This window comes from Kushneria sp. EE4 (assembly GCF_977968315.1).
In genome coordinates this window covers 2,058,022-2,082,521 of sequence record NZ_OZ386212.1, presented here as the reverse complement: position 1 = coordinate 2,082,521, position 24,500 = coordinate 2,058,022, and the positions used below count along the sequence as shown (strand labels likewise).

Sequence of the window (24,500 nt, the reverse complement as noted above, 5' to 3'; positions counted from 1 at the left end):
CCCGATAGGGATCAGGCCGCGCTGATCACGCGCTTGTCCATGAGCTCCTCGGCAAAGTGGCAGGCCACCCGGGCGCCTTCGACCTCGCGAAGTCCCGGGCGCTTGTCGGCGCACTCGGGACGAGCATGCGGGCATCGGCGATGAAAGGCGCAGCCCGACGGCGGGGACAGCGGCGAGGGCAGTTCACCGCTGAGCGCGATCCGGGTGCGGCGCTCGTCGGGATTGACCGACGGGGTCGACGAGAGCAGCGCCTGCGTATAGGGATGGCGCGGCGTCGTAAACAGCGCCTCGCGCGAGCCGACCTCCACCGGCCGGCCCAGATACATCACCATGACATTGTCGGCCACGTGTCGCACCACGCTGAGATCGTGCGAGATGAACAGATACGCCAGGCCGAACTCCTCTTGCAGATTATTGAGCAGATTGAGCACCTGCGCCTGGACCGAGACATCGAGTGCCGAGACCGGCTCATCGAGCACCAGCACCCGGGGGCGCAGCATCAGGGCGCGGGCCACGGCAATGCGCTGACGCTGGCCGCCGGAGAACATGTGCGGGTAGCGGTCATAGTGTTCCGGGCGCAGCCCGACACGGGCAAGCATATCGCGCGCCATGCGCTGGCGCTCATCGGCCGGCGTTTTAGTGTTGATGACCAGCGGCTCTTCCAGAATGGTGCCGATGCGCTTGCGCGGGTTGAGCGAGCCGTAGGGGTTTTGAAACACCATCTGCACGTCACGGCGCAGCGCGGCCAGGGTCTGTCGGTCCGGGCTGGCGGCGTCGCGCCCGCCTACCGAAAGATCGCCCGAAGAGGGTGGCTCGACCAGCGTCAGCATGCGGGCAAGCGTTGACTTGCCGCAGCCGGATTCTCCCACCACGGCCAGCGTCTCTCCGGCATGCAGCGTGAAGCTTACCCCGCGAACGGCGTGGAGTTCGGCGCGGCGCAGAAACCCCTGGCGTACCTGGTAGGTCTGAACGAGATCGCGCGCCTCCATCAGGGGCGCCTCGAGTAGGTCGGGTCTGCTCATGGGGCGATCTCCAGAACCTCTTCATTGAGTGGGTGGTAGCAGCGCACGTGACGTGTACCCAGCCCGGTTTCGGCATGCCGCGTTTCCAGCGACGGACGGCTGGCGCGGCAGTCCTGTTGGGCATGAGCGCAGCGCGGGTGAAAGAGACAGCCCTGCGGGCGGTCACCAATGCCCGGTACCACCCCGGGGATGGTCGGCAGGCGTGCGGTGCCGGGATGGCGCTCCGGCAGAGCGTTGAGCAGCGCCCCGGTATAGGGATGGGCGGGCTCGCGAAAGACGTCATGACTGGCGCCGGTTTCCATCAGCTGCCCGGCGTACATGACGGCGACACGTTTGGCGGCGCCGGCCACCACGCCCATGTCATGGGTGATCAGGATCATGCCCATGCCGCGCTCTTGTTGAAGGCGCAGCAACAGATCCAGAATCTGCGCCTGGATGGTCACATCCAGCGCCGTGGTGGGCTCATCGGCAATCAGAAGCCGCGGATTGCAGGCAATCGCCATGGCAATCATCACGCGCTGGTTCATGCCGCCCGAGAGCTGGTGGGGGTAGTCATTGAGGCGCTTGCCCGGCGCCGGGATGCCGACCTGATCGAGCAGTTCGATGGCGCGTTCACGGCGCTGGCGGCGACCGCCCCCTTCATGGGCCTTGATGGCTTCCAACAACTGAAAGCCGATGGTAAAGCTCGGGTTGAGACTGGTGCTCGGCTCCTGAAAGATCATGGCGATATCGTTGCCGGTCAGGCGCCGCCGGGCGCGGTCGCTCAACGTCTGCATGTCGTGGCCGGCAAAGTGAAAGCGACTGGCCTCGACCCGGGCGTTAAAGGGCAGAAGGCCCATCATCGCCAGCATGGTCACGCTCTTGCCGGAGCCGGATTCGCCGACGATACCGAGCACTTCGCCCTCTTCAAGCGACAGGCTCAGATCCGATACTGCCGGGAAGGTTCCCTCATCCGTGTCGAAGGACACGCTGAGCTGTTCAATGTCCAGAAGCGCCATGGCGCTCTCCTGTTTTGCAATGATCGACGTTTGTCGTTGTTGTCGTGTCCGGGCGGCCTCTGCCGCCGCCTTCAGCGCTTCAGGCGCGGGTCGAGGGCATCGCGCAGCCCATCGCCCATGATGTTGAACGCCAGCACCGTGATCAGTACCGCCAGCCCCGGAAAGGTCACCACCCACCAGGCCTGCAGCACATACTGGCGCGCATCGGCCAGCATGCTGCCCCATTCCGGCGTTGGCGGCTGGGCGCCCAGACCCAGAAAACCCAGCGCGGCGGCATCAAGCACGGCGTTGGAGAAGCTGAGCGTGGCCTGAACGATCAATGGCGCCAGGCAGTTGGGCAGGATGGTGATGAACATCAGTCGGAACACGCCGGCGCCGGCCAGCCTTGATGCCATCACGTATTCACGCTCACGCTCGGTGATCACCGAGCTGCGTGTCAGGCGCACGTAGTGGGGCAGATAGACCACCGCAATCGCCAGCATGGCGTTGAAAAGCCCCGGGCCGAGTACCGCGACCACGACCACGGCCAGCAAAAGGCTCGGGATCGACAGCATGATGTCCATCAATCGCATGATGACGGTATCGACCCAGCCGCGCAGAAAGCCGGCCAGAAGCCCCAGCAGCACGCCAATGCCCAGCGACAGCGAGACCACGATGACGCCGATGGTCATCGAAAGCCTGGCGCCATGGATCAGGCGGCTGAGAATGTCGCGGCCCAGATCGTCGGTGCCGAGAATGAATCGCCACGTACCGCCGTCCTGCCAGAAGGGCGGGGTGAGCACACTGTCGCGAAACTGGGCGACCGGTGAATAGGGCGCGACCACATCCGCCAGAAACGCGATCAATACGATCAGCGCGATAATGACCATGCCGACCAGTGCGGCGCGGTTGCGGCGAAAGCTGCGCCAGACGTCACGCAGCGGCGAGGGCCGTTTGGGTGCGCTTTCGGTCGTCGTGGCTTCATCGATCTCCGGCACGGCGGCCGGGGGCTGAGGGGTAACCTGTGTCATGTGTGGCCTCCGGGCTCAGCGACTGTTGCGAATGCGGGGGTTGATCAGCCCGTAGAGCAGATCAACGATCAGATTGACCACCATGACGATCAGGGCAATCAACAGGATGCCGCCCTGAAGCGAGGGGTAGTCACGCCGTCCGACGGCATCGATCAGCCACTTGCCGATGCCGGGCCAGGAGAAGATGGTTTCGGTGAGAATGGCGCCGGAGAAGAGCAGCCCGATCTGCAGCCCGATGACCGTGGTGACCGGAATCATGGCGTTGCGCAGGGCGTGAATGGCGATGATGCGCCAGGGCGAGAGCCCCTTGGCGCGGGCGGTACGGATATAGTCCTCGCCCAGCACTTCGAGAATCGATGAGCGTGTCATGCGGGCAATCACGGCCAGCGGAATGGTGGCCAAAACGATCGTGGGCAGGATCAGATGCCGCAGGGCATCCGTGAAGGCCCCCGGCTCGCCGGACAGCAGCGTGTCGATCAGCATGAAACCGGTCGGCGTCTCGATCCAGTAGCTTGATGACAGCCGCCCCGAGACCGGCGTCCAGCCCAGAATTCCCGAAAAGAAGATGATCAAAAGAAGGCCCCACCAGAAAATCGGCATCGAATAGCCGGTCAGCGAGGTGCCCATCACGGTGTGGTCGATGATCGAGCCGCGCTTGATGCCGGCAATGACGCCCAGCGGAATCCCCAGCGATACGGCCAGCAGCATGGCGCAAAAGCCAAGCTCGAGCGTTGCCGGAAAGAGCGACAGAAACTCATCGAGTACCGGGTTGCTGCTGATCAGCGAATGGCCCAGATCGCCCTGAGCCAGATTGCCCAGAAAGCTCAGGTACTGCTCCCAGAGTGGCCGGTCAAGGCCCAGTTCGGCCATCACCTGAGCGTGGCGCTCGGCCGAGATGCCGCGCTCACCGGCCATGATAGCCACCGGATCGCCGGGAATCAGATGCACCAGCGTGAAAGTGACCAGCGTGATACCCAGCAGAGTGGGGATCAGCATCAGAAGTTTACGAAAGACAAAGCTCAACATGGGTGATTTCCGCCGCCGCGAACGAGTGATCCGTACCTGCCAACGCCACGCCGGCACGGCCTGTGGGCCGAAAGCAGGGTCGTCAGCAGGGATGGGCAGGCAATGAATGACGGCGACGCGTCAGGGCGTGCCGACTTCATGCTTGAAGCTCGGGATGTGGGTCAGCCGGTGTCCGATCGGGACAGGCGGGCCGCAGGCGTGGCGCGGCGGATCAGGCGGGTCTTTTGAAGACGGCGGGTCGAGAGATGGTGCGTCATGGTCAGGTGTCCGTACTTGTTATTGTTGCTGCAGCGCGGATGCCTTGTAAGCAGCGATGCAGTAAGTGATAGACCCTAGGGGATTGCGATCACCCTGTCCATGCCCGTAATGGCGCATGGACAGTCGCAGGGAGGTGTCAGTCGGATGCCTCCCGATCAGAGCGCCAGTCCAGCCCGGCACGCGTCAATCGCGCCGTTCGACCAACCGGCCAGGCCTGGTTGTGCTCGCCGTGGCCGAAGGGCAATCGGTGATAGAGTGCGATATTCAGCGGCGCCAGCCACTCCTGAAAGACCGCCTCGATACTGCTGTCACCAGAATCGCAGCCGGTAAAGCTGCCCAGACAGACCGCGCTCAGCCGGGCCGGCTCGATGCTGTCCAGCAGCTGACACAGGCTGCGCTCCAGGCGATAGAGCCGCTCGCCCACGTCTTCGAGCATCAGGATCGCGCCCTGCGGCACGTGCAATGCCGCCGGGGTGCCGGCAACGCTTGCCAGCGTTGTGAGATTGCCGCCGATGAGTACGCCCTCCACGGGGGTCGTGGGGCCGGCCACATGCGTTGCAAACATGTGGCCGCCGTCGCCTGCCAGCAGCGGTGCGATGCTGGCCATGGCCTCGGCGCGTGCCTTGTGCGCGGCCCCTGCAGCCTGCTCGAGCAGGGTAAGCTCCGTGGCCACCGGGGTGTGATGGGCACAGCGGCCGCGAGCATGAAACGCGCTCAGCAGCACGCTGATATCGGAGTAGCCCAGAAGCGGCACGTCGGGAAGCGCGTCCCAGTCGATGTGATCGATGAGCTGGGCACAGCCGTAGCCGCCGCGCAGGCACCACACGGCGGCCACGTCTGCCAGATTGAAGGCGGCGTGAAAGTCTTCAAGGCGCTGTTCGACGGTGCCGGCCAGATAGCGATGCCGCGCGCGGGCGTGGTCCATGAGGCGCGGGGTATAGCCCATGGCCGTGAGCAGGGCGCAGGTGGTGTCGATGCGCTCGGGCGAGACGGCGCCGGCCGGGGCAATGAGCGCCACGGTGCGCGGGCCATTGCCCAGCGGGCGCAGCTCGGAGAGTTCAGGGGTGGGTCGTGTCATGGCACCTGTCCGAAAGACATGAAAAACCCCGCTCGAATGAGCGGGGCCATATCCTACGCCAGAGGCGCTACTCCTCGATATCTACGCCATAGAAGATGTGCGAGCCGGTCGGCTGCACCTCATAGCCGGTGACGTTGCTGCGGACCGGGTCGTAGACAATCGAGTGGGCGATCGGCAGCCAGGGCATCTGATCACGGAAGATCTCCTGCGCCTGCACGTACAGATCCGAGCGCTCGTCCTGGTCGGTGGCGGTGGCCGCCTGACGGATAATGTCGTCGTACTCCTGGTTGCACCACTTCGCGTAGTTGGAGCCATCGCGCGCGGCATTACACGACAACAGCGTATTGAGGAAGTTGTCCGGGTCGCCGTTGTCGCCGGTCCAGCCGAACAGGCCGGTCATGGCCTCGCCCTCGCTGGCGCGACGCAGATACTCGCCCCATTCGTAGGAGACGATCTCGGCGTTGACGCCAATCTCACGCCAGTCGGACTGGATGATTTCCGCCATGCGCCGTGCGTTGGGGTTGTAGGGGCGCTGCACCGGCATGGCCCACAGCTGGGTGCTCAAATTCTCGGCGCCGGCCTCGGCCAGCAGCTTTCTGGCCTGTTCCGGGTCATACGGGATCTCTTCGACGTTGTCGTCATAGCCCCAGAGCGTTGGCGGGATCGGGTTTCTGGCCTTCTCGCCCGCCCCCTGATACACCGACTCGATGATCGCATCGCGATCCACGGCCATGGAGAGCGCGCGGCGAACACGCGGGTCATCAAACGGCGGTTTCTCGGTCTGGAAGGAGAGGTAGCCCACGTTCAGCCCTTCGGCCGACTCCAGGTTGATGTTGGGGTCGTTGCGCATCGCTTCCAGATCGGCCGGGTTGGGGAAGACCATGACCTGGCATTCGTTGGCCTGAAGTTTCTGAAAGCGCACCGAGGCGTCGGGGGTAATCGAAAAAACCAGCCGGTCCAGCGGCGATTTGCCATCCCAGTACTCCGGGTGCGCCTGGTAGCGGATATAGGCGTCACGCTGAAAACCGGCAAAGACGAACGGTCCGGTGCCCAGCGGCTGCTGGTTCATGCGCTCGGGGTGGCCCTCTTCCATCAGCTGGTCGGCGTACTCGCCCGAGAGGATCGAGGCAAAATCCATCGCCATGTCAGACAGGAAAGGCGCCGAGGCGCGGCTCAGGTGAAAGCGTACGGTGTGATCATCGACCTTTTCGACACGCTCGATCAGATCCGGCATGCCCATGCCTTCGAAATACTCATAGCCGCTGCCGACCCCGTGCCAGGGGTGATCGTCCTGGAGCTGGCGGTTGAACGAGTAGAGCACGTCATCGGCGTTGAATTCGCGCGATGGCGTAAAGTAATCCGTGGTCTGGAATTTGACGCCCTGACGCAGGTGGAAGGTGTAGGTCCTGCCGTCATCGGAGACCTCCCACGACTCGGCCAGCGCCGGCTTGATCTCGGTCGTGCCCGATTCGAATTCGACCAGTCGGTTGTAGATAGTGCGCGAGGAAGCATCGAAGGTCGTCCCGGCCGTGTAGTGCTGCGGGTTGAAGCCTTCGGGGCTGGCTTCCGAGCAGTAGACCAGGGTCTTGGCATGGGCCGTACCGGTGGCCGCCAGTAGCAGGCCACCTGCCAGCATCAGCCGGCGAGGGATTATCTGAGTCATGAGCACGTCTTTTGTATATTGTTGGTTTGGACCGGTCGGGTAGGCCGGTTGTCGCCATGAGACCGGCAGTGGGTCGGCCTCATGGGGGTAACGTCATGACACAACGTCACGCAATGAAACTATGCCCGGGCCGGGCAGGCTGTCAATTGCTGCTATCACGCTCAGGGCCTGGACCTGTGTCTAATAGCGACAGCGAACGGTTTGAAAAAGACGAAAGGATCGCGGCGCGGCGTGCGGCAAATGTGGCCATCGGCCCATCCGCATTGGCATCGACACACGGTGTTGTCGATGCCATATGCTTTTCATCAGCACGATAAGATAGAGGAAGGAAGTAATCTGTCGCCGGGACCACCGTCTTGCCCGGTGGAAAGGGTTACATACCCATCAGCTCACCGCCTTCGGACCTGGGCAGATCGTCTGCCACATCCAGAACGCGATCGCGGTAAAAGAGATGCATGGTGGGGGCGAGTTCGGCCGGCAGTTCGCCGCCATTAGCCTTGCGAAACATTGAGTGAGGAATGACGGGCATGCCAGGGCTGTGTCGGCCATAGACCGTCACGCCGCAGTTTTTGCAGACAAAGCGGCGCATGTCACGGTCGCTCATCCTGTAGTCGATGACTCGATCCGAACCCGGTAGCTCTACCTTGTCGTCACTCCAGGCAGTTGCTGCCAGCATGACCGTGCCGTACAGCGCTCGACAGCTACCGCAGTGGCAGTAAAGCGATACTTCGGGTTCGCCGCGCGCGATAATTTTGACGTCGCCGCAGTCGCAGCTCAGGTGATAGGTACTGGTTGCCATCGGGCATTCTCCGAAATGCGAAGTGTCATGTCAGTCAAGCACACGGCATTTCGGGCTGCTCGAAATTCTCTATATCAGCCGAATAGTTGATCGAGGCAGGCGGTTAAAAGGACAGATGTACGTTATCCGCGCCAATTTTGGGCGTTGAGATGGATGCATCGAAATAAAGCAAAAGCTGTAAAACCAACAGGGGATATCAGACAGAGTAGTGCCTGAAAGAAAACAGAAGGCGGGAGAAGGTCTTGCTGAAAGGTTTGGTGCCCGGAGCCGGAATCGAACCGGCACGACCTTGCGGTCGAGGGATTTTAAGTCCCTTGCGTCTACCTGTTCCGCCATCCGGGCGAGGAGTCGACGGCTAATCTGCTTGAGGCCATCTAAAGGCGGCCGAGAGTCAGGCAGAAGGGAGATGGAGGCTGGAGTCGGAATCGAACCGGCGTACACGGAGTTGCAGTCCGCTGCATAACCACTCTGCCATCCAGCCTCAAAACGGTTCGGAAAACGAAGCGTTGTTGTTCGTTGACCTTTCCGTTGATCCCGTAAGGGATGGAGCGGGAAAGGAGATTCGAACTCCCGACCCTCGCCTTGGCAAGGCGATGCTCTACCACTGAGCTATTCCCGCTCAACGGGTGCGAAATATACCGATGTGACATAAAGGTGTCAAACGAAACCCGGTAAAAAATCGCACCCGAACCACAGCTTACGCTCACATCGAGCGTGTCAGTTCCGGCCAGGCGGCGCGCAGATACTTGTACATCGACCACAGCGTCAGGATGGCAGCCAGATACAGCAGCAAAAAGCCTGCCTGTGCCAGAAGCGTTCCTGGCGCAAAACCGAGCAGCAAAATGATCGAGATCATCTGAAAGGCGGTCTTGTACTTGCCGATGCTCGAAACCGAAACACTGGCACGCTTGCCAAGTTCTGCCATCCACTCGCGTAGTGCCGAGATGACAATCTCGCGACCGATGATCACAAGCGCCGGCAGCGTGAGAATCCAGTCGCTGTAGAACTCGATCAAAACGCCCAGGGCAACGGCGACCATCAGCTTGTCGGCGACCGGGTCCAGAAAGGCGCCAAAGGGCGTGCTCTGGTTCCAGCGACGCGCCAGGTAGCCATCGAACCAGTCGGTGATGGAGGCGATGGTAAACAACAAGGCGGCCAGCAGATTGCTTGAGCCGGTCGTCAGGTAGAACACGATGACCAGAAGCGGTATGAGTACGATTCTTGTCAGCGTCAAGATATTGGGGATGCTCATGGCACTATCGGGTCCTGACCGGGGGTGAAACATACCTGCAAGAGTGCTGGATTCTAACGCCTGTTCGCGCCGTCAGCCATGCAGTGCCTGATGAATCTGTGTAGCAAGTTGTGCATTGATGCCGGGAACGCGGGCGAGATCGTCTCGGGAGGCGTTGCGAATGCCCTGCAGACCGCCAAAATGGCGCAGCAGCTCCCGGCGTCTTTTGGGGCCGATGCCGGGAATCTCCTGAAGGGTAGACGAGCGTCGCGCCTTGTCACGCTGTTGACGATGTCCGGTGATGGCAAAGCGGTGGGCTTCATCGCGAATGTGCTGGATCAGATGCAGGGCGCCGGAGGTGCTTTCCAGCGTCAGGCTGCGCTCGACGGTGTCGATAAAAAGCGTCTCGAGCCCCGGCTTTCGCGTGGTGCCCTTGGCCACCCCCAGCAGCACAATGTCGAAAACACCCTGTTCCTCAAACACCTCGCGAGCCATGTTGAGCTGGCCCTTGCCGCCGTCGACGATCAGGATGTCAGGCCTTGCCACATCACCGCTCTGGATGCGCTTGTAGCGCCGCGTCAGGGCCTGGCGCATGGCAGCGTAGTCGTCACCGGCGGCCACGCCATCAATATTGAAACGGCGATAGTCCGACTTGATCGGGCCGCTCTGGTCGAATACCACGCAGGAGGCGACCGTGGCTTCGCCGCTGCTGTGACTGATATCAAAGCACTCCAGCCGCTGAGGCGTCTCTTCCAGGTCGAGTGCCTGGGCCAGCGCCTTGAAGCGGGCATTGAGCTGCTGACGGCTGGCCAGTTTGGTGGCCAGATGCTGATCGGCGTTGGTACGGGCCAGCTCCAGCCACTGGGCGCGGTGGCCGCGCACTTGGTGGGCGATGCGCAGCCGTCTGTCGGCGTGTTCGGAAAGCGCTTCCTGCAGGACCTCCTGATCCTCCAGAGGGTGTGAGGTCAGCACCTCGGCCGGCATTTCATTGCTTTGACCCAGATAGTACTGGCTGACAAAGCTGCTCAGCAGCGCTTCGGGGGCAAGGTCCAGACCGTTGTCGGGCATGTGATGGCGCGAGCCGAGCACCCGGCCCTGGCGGATGATCAGCACGCTGACGCACAGCCCACCCGGCCGCTCGGCCAGGGCAAAGACATCGGCGTCGCCACCGGCGGTGTCCACCGACTGCTGACTCTGCAGGCGGCGCAGCTGCTGGACCTGATCACGCAAAAAGGCGGCCTGCTCGAACTGGAGTGCCTGCGCGGCCGTCTCCATGTCGGCGTAGAGTTTTTTCGTGACCTGATCACTTTTGCCTTCCATGCACATCAACGCGTGGTTCAGGTCGCGCTGATAGTCTTCCTGGCTGATGTAGCCCACGCACGGCGCGGTGCAGCGATCGATCTGATACTGCAGGCAGGGCCGGCTTCGATGGGCGAACACCGAGTCCTCGCAGTTGCGGATGCGAAAGATCTTTTGCATCAGTGACAGGCTTTCCCGCACGGCGCCGGAGCTGGTGAACGGGCCAAAATAGCGACCATCGCCACGCTTTTGACGCACGCGACGCAGCTCCAGCGCCGGGTAGGGGTGTCGGTCGCTGGCAAAGATATAGGGGTAGGACTTGTCGTCGCGCAGCAGGATATTATAGGGCGGTCGCTGCTGTTTGATCAGCGTCTGCTCCAGCAGCAGTGCCTCGGTTTCGCTGCGGGTAACGGTCACCTGAATATCGCGAATGCGGCTGACCAGCGCCTGGGTCTTGGCGTTGAGCCCCGTATTACGGAAATAGCTCGACAGTCGCGCCTTGAGTCGCTTGGCCTTGCCGACATAAAGGACATTCTCGTGTTCATCGAGCATGCGATAGACGCCCGGTGATTCGGTGACCGTTTTTAAAAACTGGCGTGGATCGAACGCCGTGATCACCTCATCGTTCATGATGGCCTCCGCAAGTGATAGTGACCTCATTTTAACAGATAACGCCGAAAAGGCCGTGCTCATCCCCATGCCATCCCCGCCCGTGTCCGCGCCATCCGGTGGCAAGAGTGGGGGCCTTTCGCGTTTTCGGGCCAGTATTTCGCCTTGAGAGGAAAAGGCGCTTGACGAAAAAAGAGAGGCGTCGTATATTACGCACCGGTTCGGGGCCTTAGCTCAGCTGGGAGAGCGCAACACTGGCAGTGTTGAGGTCAGCGGTTCGATCCCGCTAGGCTCCACCAACAACATCCTTAAAAAAGCCGCTTACAGCACCTCGCTGAAGCGGCTTTTTTGTGTCCGATCGTTTTGTTCGATCCCGCAAAAGCGTTTGATACCTGACCCGGCAAGCGCTGGGTCAGCACCGTCACGTGGACGCTTGCGCGCGCTCCCCATTACCTTCGATCAGCGTTGTCTGATATTTGTCGGCCAGTCCCCTGTGTGTTGGCCGTTCGCTGCCGATAAGAAAGACAGGGGAGAGCCGACAGGCGTGCGTATCCGTCGCCTGCCGTGTCTCTTTCCGTGACGGCACCTCGATCAGCGGGGCCCTGAGGCCATCGGTGAGATGATAGGGGATAATTGTCTTCGGTATTGCGTTGCCGAAGTACGGACCTGATGCGGGACAGCACAACATGAGCAGTAGCACACAGGCGTCGATCGCCGACATCATGAGTCGGGATATCGTGACCCTGCGTCTTGAGCAGACGCTTCACGACGGTAACGAGCTGATGCGGGAACACCGGGTACGTCACCTCCCGGTACTGGATGAACAGGGGCGGCTGGCGGGACTGCTCAATCAGAAGGTGGTTCTGAAAGAGGCGCTGCGCATTACCGATACCTTCGGCGCAAAGCGTCTGGCCCATCATCTGGCGCGAATCCCTTTGGCGGATGTCATCTCAAAGGACATACTCACGCTGTCACTCGACACGCCCCTTGCCGAGGCCGGTCGGCAGCTGCTTGCGCACCGTCAGGGGGCCATGCCGGTGCTGGACGCCGAGGGTCACCTTGTCGGCATCCTCTCCTCGGTGGACTTCGTGCGCCTGGCGGTGACGCTGCTTGACGCGCCGGCCGGCTGAGCGATGATCAACCGTCATGTATTAAAGGCGCCACCCGCGAGGGTGGCGCCTTTACGTTATGGCCAGAGTGCGGCAACAGCCGCTGTCAGGCGGTGGTGTTGATGCGTGTTCCCACCATGCCTTCGGTCGCCAGCTGCGGCGCCGTGGCGACCGATGACATCAGCTGCGTCATCTGCTCGGCCTGACCATCCAGCGATTTTTTCAAAACGCTGGTCTGTACGTCACTGGTGAGCTGGTGCTGCTGCAGCGCCATCGAGGCACTGACCATGCTGTTAACGCTCATATCCATGGACGTTCTCCTGCATCGAGTGGATCACCGCTGCACCTGCAGCGGGTGGCGCCTTAGCCGACGACGGCTTCGGCGGCCTCGGGCGACAGCGTCTCGAGTACCACGCATTCTGCCGCCTCGGGCACAAGACCGGTGATTCTGACCCGGTAATAGTCATGGATGTCGTTGCCGCTGGCCGTTGTTCGTGACACGACGCTCGACATCATGTGGTACTCATCGCCGGGCTTGAGATCCGGCGGCATCAATTCAATGGGAATCCATGCCTTCGTTCCGGTGGCAAGCATAAATCGCTCCTGATAGCCATCCTGGTCGGACAGCACAGACTGCCCGTATGGCTGTCTTATCGGCACCGGATACAGCGGCTTTAATCCTTCTCGATTCAGGCCCTCCCGGGCGTATCAGGTTATTGCCCGTCGGCTTCTGCAGCGTGAACGGCAAGTACCTCGCAAAGGGCCTCCACAGGGCCGATCTCCCTGATCAGCAGCGCACACCTGACGTACGCTCCGTTGTCCTGCACAAGTCGCAGGTGAAACAGCGTGCCGACATCGGCGCTGTCCGGCAGCGCTTCAAGCGCCACGACCAGTTCATCTCCTGTCGTCATCTCGTCATCTCACTGGTTGGTCCACGGCGTTGGTTATTCATTGGATACTGGATATACGTACAGTTTTTGACTTGCCTATGACGCCATTTGGCGCAATAATTATCCATAAGGGATAATTATTGTCCTGATGGGTTGTGTCACACCAAAATGCTCAAAAAGGAGATGTTCATGTGGAACCTGCTTTTGGCGGGTCTTGGCAAGGTGCCTGCCCGGCTTTTGATCGCCCTGGTGGCCGTGGGTCTGCTGGCGGGCGGGCTGTGGGGCTTTACCCAGCGCCTCGATCAGTGGCGTCAGGCGCTGTCCAGTGCTCAGGAGGATGCCCGCAGTGCGCACGAGCTGGCGCAGCGCCAGCAGCTTGTCGCGCGTGCCTGGCAGGCGCACGCCGAACATCTGGCAGAGGTAAGCGCCGGTCGTGAGCAGCAGCTTGAGGCAAATCAGCAGGCGCTGGCCGGCAAACGACAACAGCTGGAAAGGATAATCAACGATGACCAGACATCAAAGAAATGGGCTGATCACGCTGTGCCTGACGGGGTACATCAGTGGTTGCGCCAGCTCGCCGCCGCAGACGACGCCGGTGATGGTGCCACCGCCGCCCATGCCCCGCTATCTGACACAGCCCCTGCCGGCGCCGGAGGGGATCGAGGACATCCGTACCAATCAGGATCTGATTACGCTATTGACCGATTACGAACAGCTTCGACGGCGCATGAACACTGATCGGGACGCCGTGCACCGGCTGTGGGAAAGCATGAAAGTGTCGATGACCAGCGAGATTGTCACAAAAGACGAGGGCATCGATGAGCACGACGCGCAGTAACCTTTCGACGTCATCGCCCGTGCGATGACGTCGAAACTTCGATTCAACTCACTCGACCGACCATCAGAAACTCAAGCAGGGCTTTCTGGGCGTGCAGTCGATTGCCGGCTTCCTGCCAGACAAAGGCGCGCGGATCGTCCAGCAGGGTTTCGCTGACCTCTTCACCGCGATGCGCCGGCAGACAGTGCAGGAACATGACCTCGTCATCGGCGGCATCGAGCATCGCCTCGTTGACCTGAAAGCCGCTGAACGCTTGCATGCGCGCCGCCTGTTCCTCTTCCTGGCCCATGGAGGCCCAGACGTCGGTCGTGATCAGGTGGGCGCCTTCGATGGCGGCTTGCGGGTCGTTGAAGATTTCGACGCGCGAGCCGGCGGCTTCAAGAATATCCTGATCGGGCTCAAAGCCTTCCGGGCAGGCAATGCGCAGATTGAAATCGAACTGGCGGGCGGCGTTGATCCAGGAGTGGCACATGTTGTTGCCATCGCCCACCCAGACGGCCGTTTTGCCTTTCACCGGGCCGCGACACTCGGTCCAGGTCTGTACATCGGCCAGCAGCTGGCAGGGATGATAGTCATCGGACAGCGCATTGATGACCGGGATGGAGCTGGCATCGGCAAACGACTCGATGCTGTCATGCGAAAAGGTTCGGATCATCACCGCATCGACCATCTCGGAGAGCACGCGCGCGGTATCGCCGACCGGTTCGCCGCGTCCCAGCTGACTGTCGCGCGGTGACAGAAACAGCGCATGACCGCCAAACTGTGTCATGCCGGTCTCGAAGGAGACGCGAGTACGGGTCGAGGATTTTTCGAAAATCATGGCCAGCGTTCGATTTTTCAACGGCGTATAGACCGGGCCGTTGTCGGCCAGTTCACGCTTGATGGTGATCGAACGATCGATGAGATAGGCCAGTTCCTGAGGGGAAAGATCCATCAGGGTAAGAAAGTGGCGAAGGGCCATGTCTCGATGCTCCTGTGTGTGCATAACGTCACAATGATTGACACGTCGCCAGGCGCCACACGACGCGGCGCTCGAAAAGGGACGTACCCTCTGGTATTGATGCTGCCCATGTACCGGAAAAACCAACGAAAAAGCGCCGCACGAGAGCTGGCGGCGCTTTGAAATATTGCCATGGTCAATGGCGGAAAACGGGCACTGGTGTACCCCGTCATCCCTGGTCATCCTAACCAGAGCCTTTTAAGCGCGCAACTTCATGTGATCGCCACGCCTTGATCCGGGCTGATTTAGCCCCCATGTCGGCGTACACTGAGGCCAGAACATTCATGGGCGCTTGAAGCCCCCTCCTGGAGACCGAACATGAGCGAAACACTCGATACCATCAAGCAACAGATCAACGAAAACACCATTTTGCTTTACATGAAGGGCTCACCGCAGATGCCGCAGTGCGGCTTCTCTGCTCAGGCCGTACAGGCGCTGATGGGCTGCGGCGAGCGCTTTGCCTTCGTCAACATTCTGGACAACCCGGACATTCGCGCCGAGCTGCCCAAATACGCCAACTGGCCCACCTTCCCGCAGCTGTGGATCAACGGTGAGCTGGTCGGCGGCTGTGACATCATCGTCGAGATGTATCAAAACGGTGAGCTGGCGCCGATGATCAAGGACGCGACCGCCAACGCGGCCCCGCAGGAAGGCGACAACGCCTGATCCCGATGACCACCGGGTCGTGCATCAGGTGACCGGTTCCGAACGTTAAAAACCCGCCTCCATGGAGGCGGGTTTTTTAATGCCGACAGCAGTAGAGCAGCGCTTAGTCGCCGTCCATGCTCTGCTCGCGCAGCGCCAGATCCCAGCCGCCCAGATCCTTGAAGCGATTGACGATGGCGCAGAAAAGCTCGGCAGTACGCTCGGTATCATAGCGCGCCGAATGTGCTTCCTGGCTGTCAAAGGGGATGCCCGCGGCGCGACAGGCCCGGGCCAGCACGGTCTGCCCGTAAACCAGCCCCGAAAGCGTTGCGGTATCAAAGCTTGAAAACGGATGGAAAGGGTTGCGCTTGATGCCGGCGCGTTCGACGGCGGCGTTGAGAAAGCCATGGTCGAAGGCGGCATTGTGACCGACCAGAATGGCGCGGTTGCACTGATGGGACTTGAGCGCCTTGCGCACCGGACGAAAGATCTCCTCGAGTGCTTCCTTTTCCTTGAGCGCCGCATTCTGACGCAGCGGGCTGTCCAGACGGATGCCGGTAAAATCGAGCGCGGACTGCTCGACGTTGGCGCCCTCGAACGGCTCGATATGAAACGACACGGTCTCATAGGGCAGCAGATGCCCCTGTTCGTCCATGGTCAGCGTGACGGCCGCGATTTCAAGCAGGGCATCGGTGCGCGCGTTGAAACCACCGGTTTCCAGGTCCACCACCACGGGCATGAAGCCGCGAAAGCGACCGGACATGAGTTTCGGGACAATATCGTTCATCGCCATGTTCTCCTGTCGCAGACAGCAGAAAACGTCATGGGAATCGGGGATGCGTATGACCGGGCAGGGCCCGCAGATATGGTGACCGGCACAGGAAGCCTTCTGGTCGAAAGATGAATTCGGTTTGCAGGGGCGCAGTGTAGCATTGTGCTTGCCGGCAATCCCATCCATCGCACGTGACGCGGTATTCGCCGCGTTCCGGTGACGATATACTCACGATACACTCAAAGCATGACTACGCCTTAAGGAGCCGGTATGTCCGATGTAAAAAAGGTTGTCCTGGCCTACTCCGGGGGACTTGATACCTCCGTGATCGTCAAGTGGCTCAAGGAAACCTACGACTGCGAGGTCGTGACCTTCACGGCTGACCTGGGTCAGGGAGAAGAGGTCGAGCCTGCACGTGCCAAGGCACAAGCGCTGGGTGTGAAGGAAATTTACATCGAAGACCTGCGTGAAACCTTTGTGCGGGACTACGTCTTCCCGATGTTTCGTGCCAACACCATCTACGAAGGCGAATACCTGCTGGGCACCTCGATCGCCCGCCCGCTGATCGCGCGTCGCCTGATCGAGATCGCCAACGAAACCGGGGCGGATGCCATCTCCCATGGTGCCACCGGCAAGGGCAACGACCAGGTCCGCTTCGAACTGGGCGCCTACGCGCTCAAGCCCAACGTCAGAGTCATCGCCCCGTGGCGCGAGTGGGATCTCAACTCCCGCGAAAAGCTGATGAACTACTGCGAAGAGCACGACATCCCGGTCGACTACGCCAAGAACAAGAAAAAATCTCCCTATTCGATGGACGCCAACCTGCTGCACATCTCCTATGAAGGCGGCGTGCTGGAAGACCCCTGGACCGAAGCCGAAGAAGAGATGTGGCGCTGGAGCGTCAGTCCCGAAGCTGCACCCGATCAGGCCACCTACATCGACCTGACCTTCGAGCACGGCGACATCGTGGCCATCGACGGTCAGACCATGAAGCCGCATGACGTGCTCTCCTGGCTGAACCGGGTTGGCGGTGAAAACGGCGTCGGGCGTCTGGATATCGTTGAAAACCGCTACGTCGGCATGAAATCGCGCGGCTGCTACGAAACCCCGGGCGGCACCATCATCCTGCGCGCCCACCGCGCGATCGAATCGATCACGCTGGACCGTGAATCCGCGCACCTGAAAGACGAGCTGATGCCCAAATACGCCGAACTGATCTACAACGGCTACTGGTGGAGCCCGGAGCGCAAGATGCTTCAGGCCGCCATCGATCAGTCCCAGGGCAGCGTCAACGGCGTGGTGCGTCTCAAGCTCTACAAGGGCAACGTCATCGTGGTCGGTCGTGAGTCGGAAGACTCGCTGTTTGACGCCTCGATTGCCACCTTTGAAGACGATGCCGGCGCCTATGACCAAAAGGATGCCGAGGGCTTTATCAAGCTCAACGCTCTGCGGCTGCGCATTGCCGCGAAAAAGGGTCGTCTTGACGACTGATGAGGCATGCGCTGTATCACGAAGGGGCCGCTTTTCAGCGGCCCCTTTTGTGTCAGACTCAAGCAAGGGCGCGCGCAGACCGCACAGCCTGCGTGCCGACACCAGAATCATCAGGAGCGGTTCATGCTGAAAAGACTGTTCGAGGCCCTGCGAGGGCAGGGTAATGCCCCCGGCGCTGACAAATCCTCGCCTCAGGTGGCCGATACCGTGGAATACAAGGGCTTTGAGATCGTCATCACACCGGCGCCGGCGGGTGGGCAGTATCGCGTCAGCGGCCTGATTCGTCGGACACGCGACAGCGGCGAACCGGAGGAGCTGCGCTTTGAACGCTCCGATGTGCTGGCCGACATTGACAGCTGTATCGACATGACCCGTACCAAGGCCGAACGCTACATCGATGAGCAGGGCGAGCGGCTCTTTGAAGACCCGCACCGCCCGGCCTGAACCCGATGGCACTGCTGCAAAGGAGTCACAGGACGCATGTCCGATACCGGTAGACCCATGCTGTTGCCGGCTCTCTCGCGCTGGCGCCGGCTTTCGACAGCGGATCGCGTCAGCGATCTGATTGCCGGGCTGATCACCGCCGCGCTGCTGGTCCCCCAGGGCATGGCCTATGCCACCCTTGCCGGCCTGCCGGCGCAGGCCGGGCTTTATACGGCACTGGCGCCGCTGGTGCTGTATGCGCTTTTCGGCACCAGCCGCGTCATCGCGATGGGGCCCATGGCGCTGACCTCGCTGCTGGTGGGAGAGACACTGCGCGATGCCGATATACCGTTATCTGATTATGTCGGACACGCAGCGCTTCTGGCGGCGCTGGTCGGCGGCTGGCTACTGTTGATTCATGCCTGCCGTCTGGGGCGTCTGATCGATTTCGTCAGTCCCAGCGTCATGCAGGGCTTTACCACGGCGTCGGCGCTGATGATCGTGCTCTCGCAGACCGGCGACCTGCTCGGGATCGGCGACGCAACCGGCAACGCCGTCGACCGCTTGCTGACGCTGGCCCACTCACTGGGCGATATCGCGCCGGGGGCAGCGCTGTTTGGCGGCAGTGCCATGGTACTGCTGCTGTTGATGCGTCGAGGGCTGTCACCGCTGCTCAAGCGCCTGGGTCTGCCGGAGGCGACGGCCATGGTGCTGGGCAAGACCGGCCCGTTGATCGTTTTGATTCTGGCACTTTTGCTGGTGCCGCTGTGGCCCGGCACGCTGGCCCGGGTAGGGCAGATCCCGGCCGGACTGCCGCTGCCGGCATTGCCCACGCTCTCCCTGACCGCCATGGAGGGACTGTGGCTACCCGCGCTCGGGATTGCGCTGATCAACTACGTCAGCGCCATTTCGGTGGCCCAGACGCTGGCGGCCAAACACCGTGAGCGTCTCTATCCGCAGCGCGAGCTCTGGGTGCTGGGGGTGGCCAATCTGCTGGCGGCCCTGACCCGGGGGTTTCCGGTGACCAGTGGTCTGGGGCGCGCGGTGGTCAACGACCAGGCCGGCTCGAAAACGCCGCTGTCATCGCTTTTTGCCGCACTGGCGCTGATGGCGGTACTGCTGTTTGCCACCTCACTGTTTGCGCCGTTACCACAAGCCGTGCTGGCCGCGATCGTCATTCAGGCGGCCATGCCACTGGTGGATCCGGCGCCCCTGTGGCGGGCGTGGCGCTATTCGCGCGCCGATGGGCTGGCCTGGCTTGCCGCCTTTGCCGGTGTCCTGCTGCTGGGCGTCATGCAGGGGCTTTTAGCCGGCGTGGGCATTGCACTGGCACTGCTGCTGGCGCGCACGAGCCGTCCGCACATTGCCGAGATCGGCCAGCTGCCTGACGGCGGCTTTCGCAACTGCGAGCGCTTTGACGTCGAGCGTCTGCCGCATCTGATGCTGGTGCGACCGGATGCCAACCTGCATTTTGCCAACATGGGCGCGCTGGAGCGCTGGATCAACGAGCATCTCTCCGAGCGTGATCAGGTGACCGACATGGTACTGGTGCTCAGCAGCGTCACCCATATCGATGGCGCCGCGCTTCACGCGCTGGAAAGTCTGGACGAGCGTCTGGCGGCGCAGGGTATTGCCCTGCATCTGGCCGAGCTGCGCGGCCCGGTGCGCGATCAGCTGCGTCACACGGCGTTCATGAGCAATCATCATCCGCGGGTGTTTTTCACCTGTGCGGCTGCCTGGCAGACGCTGTCGGATGACGGCATCGAGTTCAATATCTAGAGCCGTGTGTCCCCGGTCTGACCACACCAGGCGTACGGCACTCTACAATGGGGCCCTTTGCTTTCCGAGGGCCCCGTTGTCATGTCTTTACTGTCACTGCCGGTACGCCGGCCATGAAGGCGCTTTTGCTATCGGCCTATGCCGCCGACAGCCACCGCTACTGGGCGCGCGGTCTGATGGCCCATCTGGACGCCATCGACTGGACGGCCATCGAGCTGGCGCCGCGCCACTTTCAGTGGCGCGTGCGCGGCAACCCGCTGAGCTTCATGAGCGAGCATGACGCCACGCTGTCGCAGTCCTTTGATCTGATTGTGGCCACCTCACTGGTCGATCTCGCCACGCTTGTCGGTTTATATCCGCACCTGGGGCGGGCCCGTCGTGTTGTCTATTTCCACGAAAACCAGTTCGCCTATCCGCTGGGGCGGAATCAGACGCCGCGTATCGAGCCGCTGATGGTCAATCTCTACAGCGCGCTGGCCGCCGATCACGTGCTGTTCAACAGTCAGTGGAATCGGGACAGCTTTTTTGAAGGCGTGGCCGCATTTTTGAAAAGGATGCCCGAGCGGGTGGCGCCGATGCGTCTGGAGACGCTCAGGGCGCGCTCGGAGATTTTGCCGGTGCCGCTGTGGCCGCTCGATAACACTTTATCGGCCGGGCAGGGGGCGCCGGCACGCATTGTCTGGAATCACCGCTGGGAATACGACAAGAACCCGGAGGATTTCTTTGGCGCGCTTGAAACGCTCTCCGACCGGGGCCTCGAGTTTGAGCTGGTCGTAATGGGCCAGGTCTTTCGAAAGACCCCCGAGGTGTTCGAGCAGGCCCGGACGTGTCTGGCGCGCCACATTACCTGCTGGGGGCATCAGACGCGCTCGCGCTATCTTGATGAACTGGGTCAGGGCGGCATTGTGGTCTCTACCGCCTGGCATGAATTCCAGGGCCTGGCCGTGATGGAGGCGGTACAGCACGGCTGCGTGCCGCTGGTACCCGATCGTCTGTGCTTTCCCGAATACTACGCGCCCGAATATCGCCATGACGGCAGCCGCGAGGCGCTGACTGCCCATCTCGAGCAGTGGCTGACAGCGCCCGGCACGCGTCCGCAACCGCCTGACATCGGTGCCTGGACCTGGCCGCAGATGGCCGGGCGCTACGCCGACGCGCTGAGCCGGTCATCCGGGACGGGCGTAGATTAACTGCCCCTGAAGCGCGGCGAGGCGAGCATTTTGTCGAGCTGTCTATCCTGTCAGGGGGCAGCAAACATTACACTTGAGTCACTGCCCGCGTTAACCGTCACGAATACAGGGAGTGTGTTATGAGCGAGCAGGACCAGCATCACGTCGATCGTGATGAAGAAGCCACCTTCAGCATCAACCGTCGTCGTTTCCTGCAGGGCTCCAGCGGTGCGCTGCTGGCGGCCGGTGCCCTGGGGCCCGCCTTTGCTCACGCAGCATCCAGCGGCGAGGGCAGTGCCCGCAGCGGTGGGCGTCAGGCGTCAAACGGACAGGAGTTCGATTTCGGCAACGGCGCCACGGCACCGGAAGGCGTCAGCTCGGTACCCGCTTCGGCCACGGGGCGTCCGATGCCGGATCTCGAGCAGTATGATCCTGTTGCCCCCGATGAGCGTCTGGGCTGGGCGGTGGTCGGTCTTGGCGATTTTGCGCTCAACCAGATTCTGCCGGCCTTTGGCAACAGCACGCACTCCCGGCTGGCAGGCGTTGTCAGCGGCAACGCCGACAAGGCGCGTCAGGTAGCACAGCAATACGGCGTGGCCGATTCCGGCATCTACAGCTACGACAACTTCGATGAGATCAGCGACAACGATGACATCGATATCGTCTACATCATTTTGCCCAACGCGCTGCACGAGGAGTTTACCGTTCGCGCGGCGCAGGCCGGCAAGCACGTATTGTGTGAAAAGCCGATGGCGCCTTCGGTCGAGGCGTGTCAGCGCATGATCGAAGCCTGTCGCGACAACGACCGCAAGCTGATGATCGCCTATCGCGAGCAGTTCGAGCCGCACAACCTGGCGGCCATCAAGGCCATTCGCGACGGCATGGTGGGGGACGTCAATCTGCTGAGCGTCAATACCGGGGTGTCGCTTGACCCGGAAGAACCCTCGGCACAGTGGCGTCTCAACAAGGCACTGGCCGGCGGCGGCTCGCTGTATGACATTGGCATCTATGCCCTCAATGCCTCGCGTTATCTGCTCGGCGAGGAGCCCACGCAGGTCTTTGCGCGCATTCACAGCCGTGAGGATGACCCGCGCTTTGCCCAGGTCGAGGACAACGTCGCCTTTCAGCTGATCTTTCCGAACGGCGCCGTGGCCAACTGCACCTCGTCCTACTCCACGCCGAAAAACAATGAAGCCAGCGTGTTCGGCACGAAGGCTTGGCTGCGCATGGCGCCGCTGTCGAACTACTACAACCACTGGCTGATCGTGGATGATGGCAACCAGCGCATCGAGCCGTCCATTCAGGAGATCGATCAGTTTGCCGCCGAAATGGATCACCTGTCCCGGTGTGTTCAGGATGATACCGCGCCGCACGCCTCGGGTGAGGAAGGGATGCAGGACGTTCGCATTATTCGCGCCATCTATGAATCGGCCGCCACCGGCGAGATGGTCAGCATCGAGTCGGACTACGAGCGCGATCCCAATCTTTTGATCACGGACAGCCCCAACCTGCCCGATGTCTGGCAGCAAAGCGACAGCTGATACTCGAGGAGACCGTCAGCGCCCGCCCCGGGCGCTGACGGTCATGGTTTATACCGGTTCGGTCTTGTCCCGATACTCGCACAGGTCCTCGATCACGCAGCTGCCACAGCGCGGTTTTCGCGCGATGCAGGTGTAGCGTCCGTGCAGGATCAACCAGTGATGGGCATCTCTTTTGTAATCCCGCGGTACCACCTTCAAAAGCTTCTGCTCGACCTGATCGACATTCTTGCCGGGCGCCAGGTTGGTGCGGTTGGAAACGCGAAAGATATGGGTATCCACCGCGATGGTGGGTTCATTAAAGGCGGTGTTGAGAATCACGTTGGCGGTCTTGCGGCCCACGCCGGGCAAAGCCTCGAGCCCTTCGCGGGTGCGCGGCACCTCGCCGTCGTGATCACGCAGCAACAGCTCGCACATCGCCACCAGATTTTTGGCCTTGTTGTTGTAAAGCCCAAGCGTTTTGATGTGGTCCTTTACACCTTCAAGGCCGAGATCGACGATGGCCTGCGGCGTATTGGCAACGGGAAAGAGCCGCGCGGTGGCCTTGTTGACGCCCACATCGGTGGACTGGGCCGACAGCGCCACCGCCACCAGCAGCTCAAAGGGTGACGACCAGGCAAGCTCGGTGGTGAGCTCGGGCGTGGCCTCGCGCAGGCGGCGAAAGATTTCGCGACGTTTTTCGTTGTTCATCAGGCTGATCGACAGGTAAGGAAAGGGGGCGGTGGCGTATTCAGTGACGTTCGGCGTTGTCCAGCGCCTGACAGGCGTCCTGCCAGGTTTTCTCGGCGCGCGCGACCAGGGCCTGCGCCGCGTCAATCTCTTCCGGACCGCGCTGGCGTCTGGCATGGGCCAGCTGGCGGTTGGCCAGCGCCAGGCGCTGTTTTGCCGCCGAGCGAGCGATGCGCAGGGAGTTGAGCGTGCTCGATGGGGCAGTGTCCTGCCCGGGTGATGCCGCGCCTGTTTCACCCTGCGCTTGAAGATCGGCAAGCTGCTGGCGGGCCTGCTCAAGGGCGTTTTGATCTTCCTGATTTGCGGGGTCGATGCTCAGGCGTTTTTCCAGCCGGCGCACGGTGGCGCTGATGGCCGCCTTTCTGGCCCGGGCATTGCCGGTGGGCTTCGGGGTGGCCGGTGCGCTGGTGGAGGGGGCGGGCGCTGTCTGCTCCTGCACTTCATCGCGCGATTGGCGGCGGGCCTGCATGCGCTCGCGACGGCGTGCTTCCTTCTCTTGGCGCTGGCGCTCGAGGCGGGCATTGCGATTTTCAAAGCGTTGGCGACCCAGCTCGGCGCGTCGCGCCAGCCAGTCCTTTTGCTCGCGCTCGTCACGGGTGGCCTGCCAGCCCGGATGCGCCACGATATCGATGCAATCCACCGGACAGGGCGCCACACAGAGTTCACAGCCGGTACATTCCGCCTCGATCACCGTATGCATCTGCTTTGACGCGCCAAGGATGGCATCCACCGGGCAGGCCTGAATGCACTTGGTGCAGCCGATGCATTCGTCTTCGCGAATGATCGCGGCCTTTGGCGATTCGGCGTCTACCTCCAATGGTATGACAGGGCGCGCCAGCAGTTCGGCAAGCTCTGCGACGGTCGTCTCGCCGCCCGGCGGGCAGCGGTTGATGGCCTCGCCCTCGACAATGGCTTCGGCGTAGGGGCGACAGCCGGGATGGCCGCACTTGCCGCACTGGGTCTGGGGCAGCAAATGATCAATATCGGTGACGGTAATGCTGGCAGAGGCGCTCATGCAGATGGTCGACAGGCCCGGAAGTGGTAATCGTTGAAGTTGCAGCGATTATACCCGCAATGTCGCCTGCTTCGAACCCGGCGCTTCAATCGCTGCGCTGCTGCCCGGG

General features: G+C 61.7%; 25 protein-coding genes and 4 tRNA genes. 9 read left to right on the top strand and 20 right to left on the bottom strand.

Features of this window, described 5'->3' with window-relative positions; translation table 11 throughout:
* Window positions 1-11 precede the first annotated feature (11 nt).
* The 12 genes from ACXMYO_RS09560 to uvrC form a co-directional block, all read right to left on the bottom strand.
* Window positions 12-1,022, bottom strand: coding sequence for a dipeptide ABC transporter ATP-binding protein (locus ACXMYO_RS09560; protein ID WP_457808548.1), 1,011 nt, complete (start codon window positions 1,020-1,022; stop codon window positions 12-14).
* The gene (locus ACXMYO_RS09555; RefSeq protein WP_438764288.1) at window positions 1,019-2,020 is read right to left on the bottom strand and encodes an oligopeptide/dipeptide ABC transporter ATP-binding protein; all 1,002 of its coding nucleotides are present in this window, start codon (window positions 2,018-2,020) and stop codon (window positions 1,019-1,021) included. Before ACXMYO_RS09555 ends, ACXMYO_RS09560 begins: the two co-directional genes overlap by 4 nt.
* A gap of 71 nt (window positions 2,021-2,091) precedes the next feature.
* Window positions 2,092-3,030, bottom strand: a complete 939-nt coding sequence (locus tag ACXMYO_RS09550; RefSeq protein ID WP_457808547.1) for an ABC transporter permease subunit — start codon at window positions 3,028-3,030, stop codon at window positions 2,092-2,094.
* 15 nt (window positions 3,031-3,045) lie between these two features.
* Window positions 3,046-4,056 (bottom strand): ABC transporter permease subunit, encoded by a 1,011-nt coding sequence (locus ACXMYO_RS09545; protein ID WP_438764286.1) that lies wholly within the window; start codon window positions 4,054-4,056, stop codon window positions 3,046-3,048.
* A gap of 394 nt (window positions 4,057-4,450) precedes the next feature.
* Window positions 4,451-5,392 (bottom strand): S66 peptidase family protein, encoded by a 942-nt coding sequence (locus tag ACXMYO_RS09540; protein ID WP_457808546.1) that lies wholly within the window; start codon window positions 5,390-5,392, stop codon window positions 4,451-4,453.
* Between the two features lie 67 nt (window positions 5,393-5,459).
* Complete coding sequence (locus tag ACXMYO_RS09535) at window positions 5,460-7,055, bottom strand: ABC transporter substrate-binding protein (RefSeq protein ID WP_457808545.1); 1,596 nt, start codon at window positions 7,053-7,055, stop codon at window positions 5,460-5,462.
* A 373-nt stretch (window positions 7,056-7,428) separates the two neighbouring features.
* Entirely contained in the window at window positions 7,429-7,854 is a 426-nt protein-coding gene (locus tag ACXMYO_RS09530) for a GFA family protein (RefSeq protein WP_457808544.1), read from the bottom strand.
* A 255-nt stretch (window positions 7,855-8,109) separates the two neighbouring features.
* A tRNA-Leu gene (locus ACXMYO_RS09525) sits at window positions 8,110-8,196 on the bottom strand.
* Between the two features lie 65 nt (window positions 8,197-8,261).
* Window positions 8,262-8,335: transfer RNA gene (locus tag ACXMYO_RS09520), tRNA-Cys, on the bottom strand.
* A gap of 63 nt (window positions 8,336-8,398) precedes the next feature.
* Window positions 8,399-8,473: transfer RNA gene (locus ACXMYO_RS09515), tRNA-Gly, on the bottom strand.
* A gap of 84 nt (window positions 8,474-8,557) precedes the next feature.
* Window positions 8,558-9,106, bottom strand: a complete 549-nt coding sequence (gene pgsA, locus ACXMYO_RS09510; RefSeq protein WP_438764280.1) for a CDP-diacylglycerol--glycerol-3-phosphate 3-phosphatidyltransferase — start codon at window positions 9,104-9,106, stop codon at window positions 8,558-8,560.
* A 72-nt stretch (window positions 9,107-9,178) separates the two neighbouring features.
* Window positions 9,179-11,014: an excinuclease ABC subunit UvrC gene (uvrC, locus tag ACXMYO_RS09505; RefSeq protein WP_457808543.1), complete on the bottom strand. Its 1,836-nt coding sequence runs from the start codon at window positions 11,012-11,014 to the stop codon at window positions 9,179-9,181.
* Window positions 11,015-11,216: 202 nt separating this feature from the next.
* Between uvrC and ACXMYO_RS09500 the strand changes: the two genes are divergently transcribed.
* Together ACXMYO_RS09500 and ACXMYO_RS09495 are read left to right on the top strand one after the other, a co-directional pair.
* A tRNA-Ala gene (locus ACXMYO_RS09500) sits at window positions 11,217-11,292 on the top strand.
* 387 nt (window positions 11,293-11,679) lie between these two features.
* On the top strand, window positions 11,680-12,123 hold the full coding sequence (locus tag ACXMYO_RS09495; protein WP_457808542.1) for a CBS domain-containing protein: 444 nt from the start codon (window positions 11,680-11,682) through the stop codon (window positions 12,121-12,123).
* Between the two features lie 85 nt (window positions 12,124-12,208).
* Here the strand turns inward: ACXMYO_RS09495 and ACXMYO_RS09490 are convergent, their stop codons facing one another.
* The 4 genes from ACXMYO_RS09490 to ACXMYO_RS09475 form a co-directional block, all read right to left on the bottom strand.
* Window positions 12,209-12,412, bottom strand: a complete 204-nt coding sequence (locus tag ACXMYO_RS09490) for a putative motility protein (RefSeq protein ID WP_438764277.1) — start codon at window positions 12,410-12,412, stop codon at window positions 12,209-12,211.
* Between the two features lie 53 nt (window positions 12,413-12,465).
* The gene (locus ACXMYO_RS09485) at window positions 12,466-12,696 is read right to left on the bottom strand and encodes a hypothetical protein (RefSeq protein ID WP_438764276.1); all 231 of its coding nucleotides are present in this window, start codon (window positions 12,694-12,696) and stop codon (window positions 12,466-12,468) included.
* Window positions 12,697-12,815: 119 nt separating this feature from the next.
* Window positions 12,816-13,013 carry a hypothetical protein gene (locus tag ACXMYO_RS09480; protein ID WP_457808541.1) on the bottom strand — a complete coding sequence of 66 codons (198 nt, stop codon included), beginning with the start codon at window positions 13,011-13,013 and terminating at the stop codon, window positions 12,816-12,818.
* Between the two features lie 99 nt (window positions 13,014-13,112).
* Window positions 13,113-13,475, bottom strand: coding sequence for a hypothetical protein (locus ACXMYO_RS09475; protein ID WP_457808540.1), 363 nt, complete (start codon window positions 13,473-13,475; stop codon window positions 13,113-13,115).
* Between the two features lie 22 nt (window positions 13,476-13,497).
* On the opposite strand from ACXMYO_RS09475, the gene ACXMYO_RS09470 reads away from it, so the two are divergent.
* Window positions 13,498-13,830, top strand: a complete 333-nt coding sequence (locus tag ACXMYO_RS09470; protein ID WP_457808539.1) for a hypothetical protein — start codon at window positions 13,498-13,500, stop codon at window positions 13,828-13,830.
* A 43-nt stretch (window positions 13,831-13,873) separates the two neighbouring features.
* Here ACXMYO_RS09470 and argF read toward each other — a convergent pair whose 3' ends face one another.
* Window positions 13,874-14,791, bottom strand: coding sequence for an ornithine carbamoyltransferase (gene argF / locus ACXMYO_RS09465; RefSeq protein ID WP_438764273.1), 918 nt, complete (start codon window positions 14,789-14,791; stop codon window positions 13,874-13,876).
* A 357-nt stretch (window positions 14,792-15,148) separates the two neighbouring features.
* Between argF and grxD the strand changes: the two genes are divergently transcribed.
* Entirely contained in the window at window positions 15,149-15,496 is a 348-nt protein-coding gene (grxD, locus tag ACXMYO_RS09460) for a Grx4 family monothiol glutaredoxin (protein ID WP_438764272.1), read from the top strand.
* A 103-nt stretch (window positions 15,497-15,599) separates the two neighbouring features.
* On the opposite strand, the gene rnt is transcribed toward grxD, so the two are convergent.
* Window positions 15,600-16,262, bottom strand: a complete 663-nt coding sequence (gene rnt, locus ACXMYO_RS09455) for a ribonuclease T (RefSeq protein WP_438764271.1) — start codon at window positions 16,260-16,262, stop codon at window positions 15,600-15,602.
* A 255-nt stretch (window positions 16,263-16,517) separates the two neighbouring features.
* Between rnt and ACXMYO_RS09450 the strand changes: the two genes are divergently transcribed.
* The 5 genes from ACXMYO_RS09450 to ACXMYO_RS09430 all read left to right on the top strand — a co-directional run bounded on the left by ACXMYO_RS09450 (window position 16,518) and on the right by ACXMYO_RS09430 (window position 22,650).
* Window positions 16,518-17,738, top strand: coding sequence for an argininosuccinate synthase (locus ACXMYO_RS09450; protein WP_438764270.1), 1,221 nt, complete (start codon window positions 16,518-16,520; stop codon window positions 17,736-17,738).
* 123 nt (window positions 17,739-17,861) lie between these two features.
* Window positions 17,862-18,182 (top strand): HlyU family transcriptional regulator, encoded by a 321-nt coding sequence (locus ACXMYO_RS09445; protein ID WP_457808538.1) that lies wholly within the window; start codon window positions 17,862-17,864, stop codon window positions 18,180-18,182.
* 36 nt (window positions 18,183-18,218) lie between these two features.
* On the top strand, window positions 18,219-19,940 hold the full coding sequence (locus tag ACXMYO_RS09440) for a SulP family inorganic anion transporter (RefSeq protein ID WP_457808537.1): 1,722 nt from the start codon (window positions 18,219-18,221) through the stop codon (window positions 19,938-19,940).
* A gap of 113 nt (window positions 19,941-20,053) precedes the next feature.
* A complete protein-coding gene (locus ACXMYO_RS09435; RefSeq protein ID WP_457808536.1) occupies window positions 20,054-21,130 on the top strand; it encodes a tRNA-queuosine alpha-mannosyltransferase domain-containing protein in 1,077 nt (358 codons plus the stop codon).
* Window positions 21,131-21,249: 119 nt separating this feature from the next.
* Window positions 21,250-22,650, top strand: coding sequence for a Gfo/Idh/MocA family protein (locus ACXMYO_RS09430; protein WP_457808535.1), 1,401 nt, complete (start codon window positions 21,250-21,252; stop codon window positions 22,648-22,650).
* A 48-nt stretch (window positions 22,651-22,698) separates the two neighbouring features.
* Here ACXMYO_RS09430 and nth read toward each other — a convergent pair whose 3' ends face one another.
* Together nth and rsxB are read right to left on the bottom strand one after the other, a co-directional pair.
* Entirely contained in the window at window positions 22,699-23,337 is a 639-nt protein-coding gene (gene nth / locus ACXMYO_RS09425; RefSeq protein WP_457808534.1) for an endonuclease III, read from the bottom strand.
* A gap of 40 nt (window positions 23,338-23,377) precedes the next feature.
* Window positions 23,378-24,391, bottom strand: a complete 1,014-nt coding sequence (gene rsxB, locus ACXMYO_RS09420) for an electron transport complex subunit RsxB (RefSeq protein WP_457808533.1) — start codon at window positions 24,389-24,391, stop codon at window positions 23,378-23,380.
* Window positions 24,392-24,500: the final 109 nt, after the last annotated feature.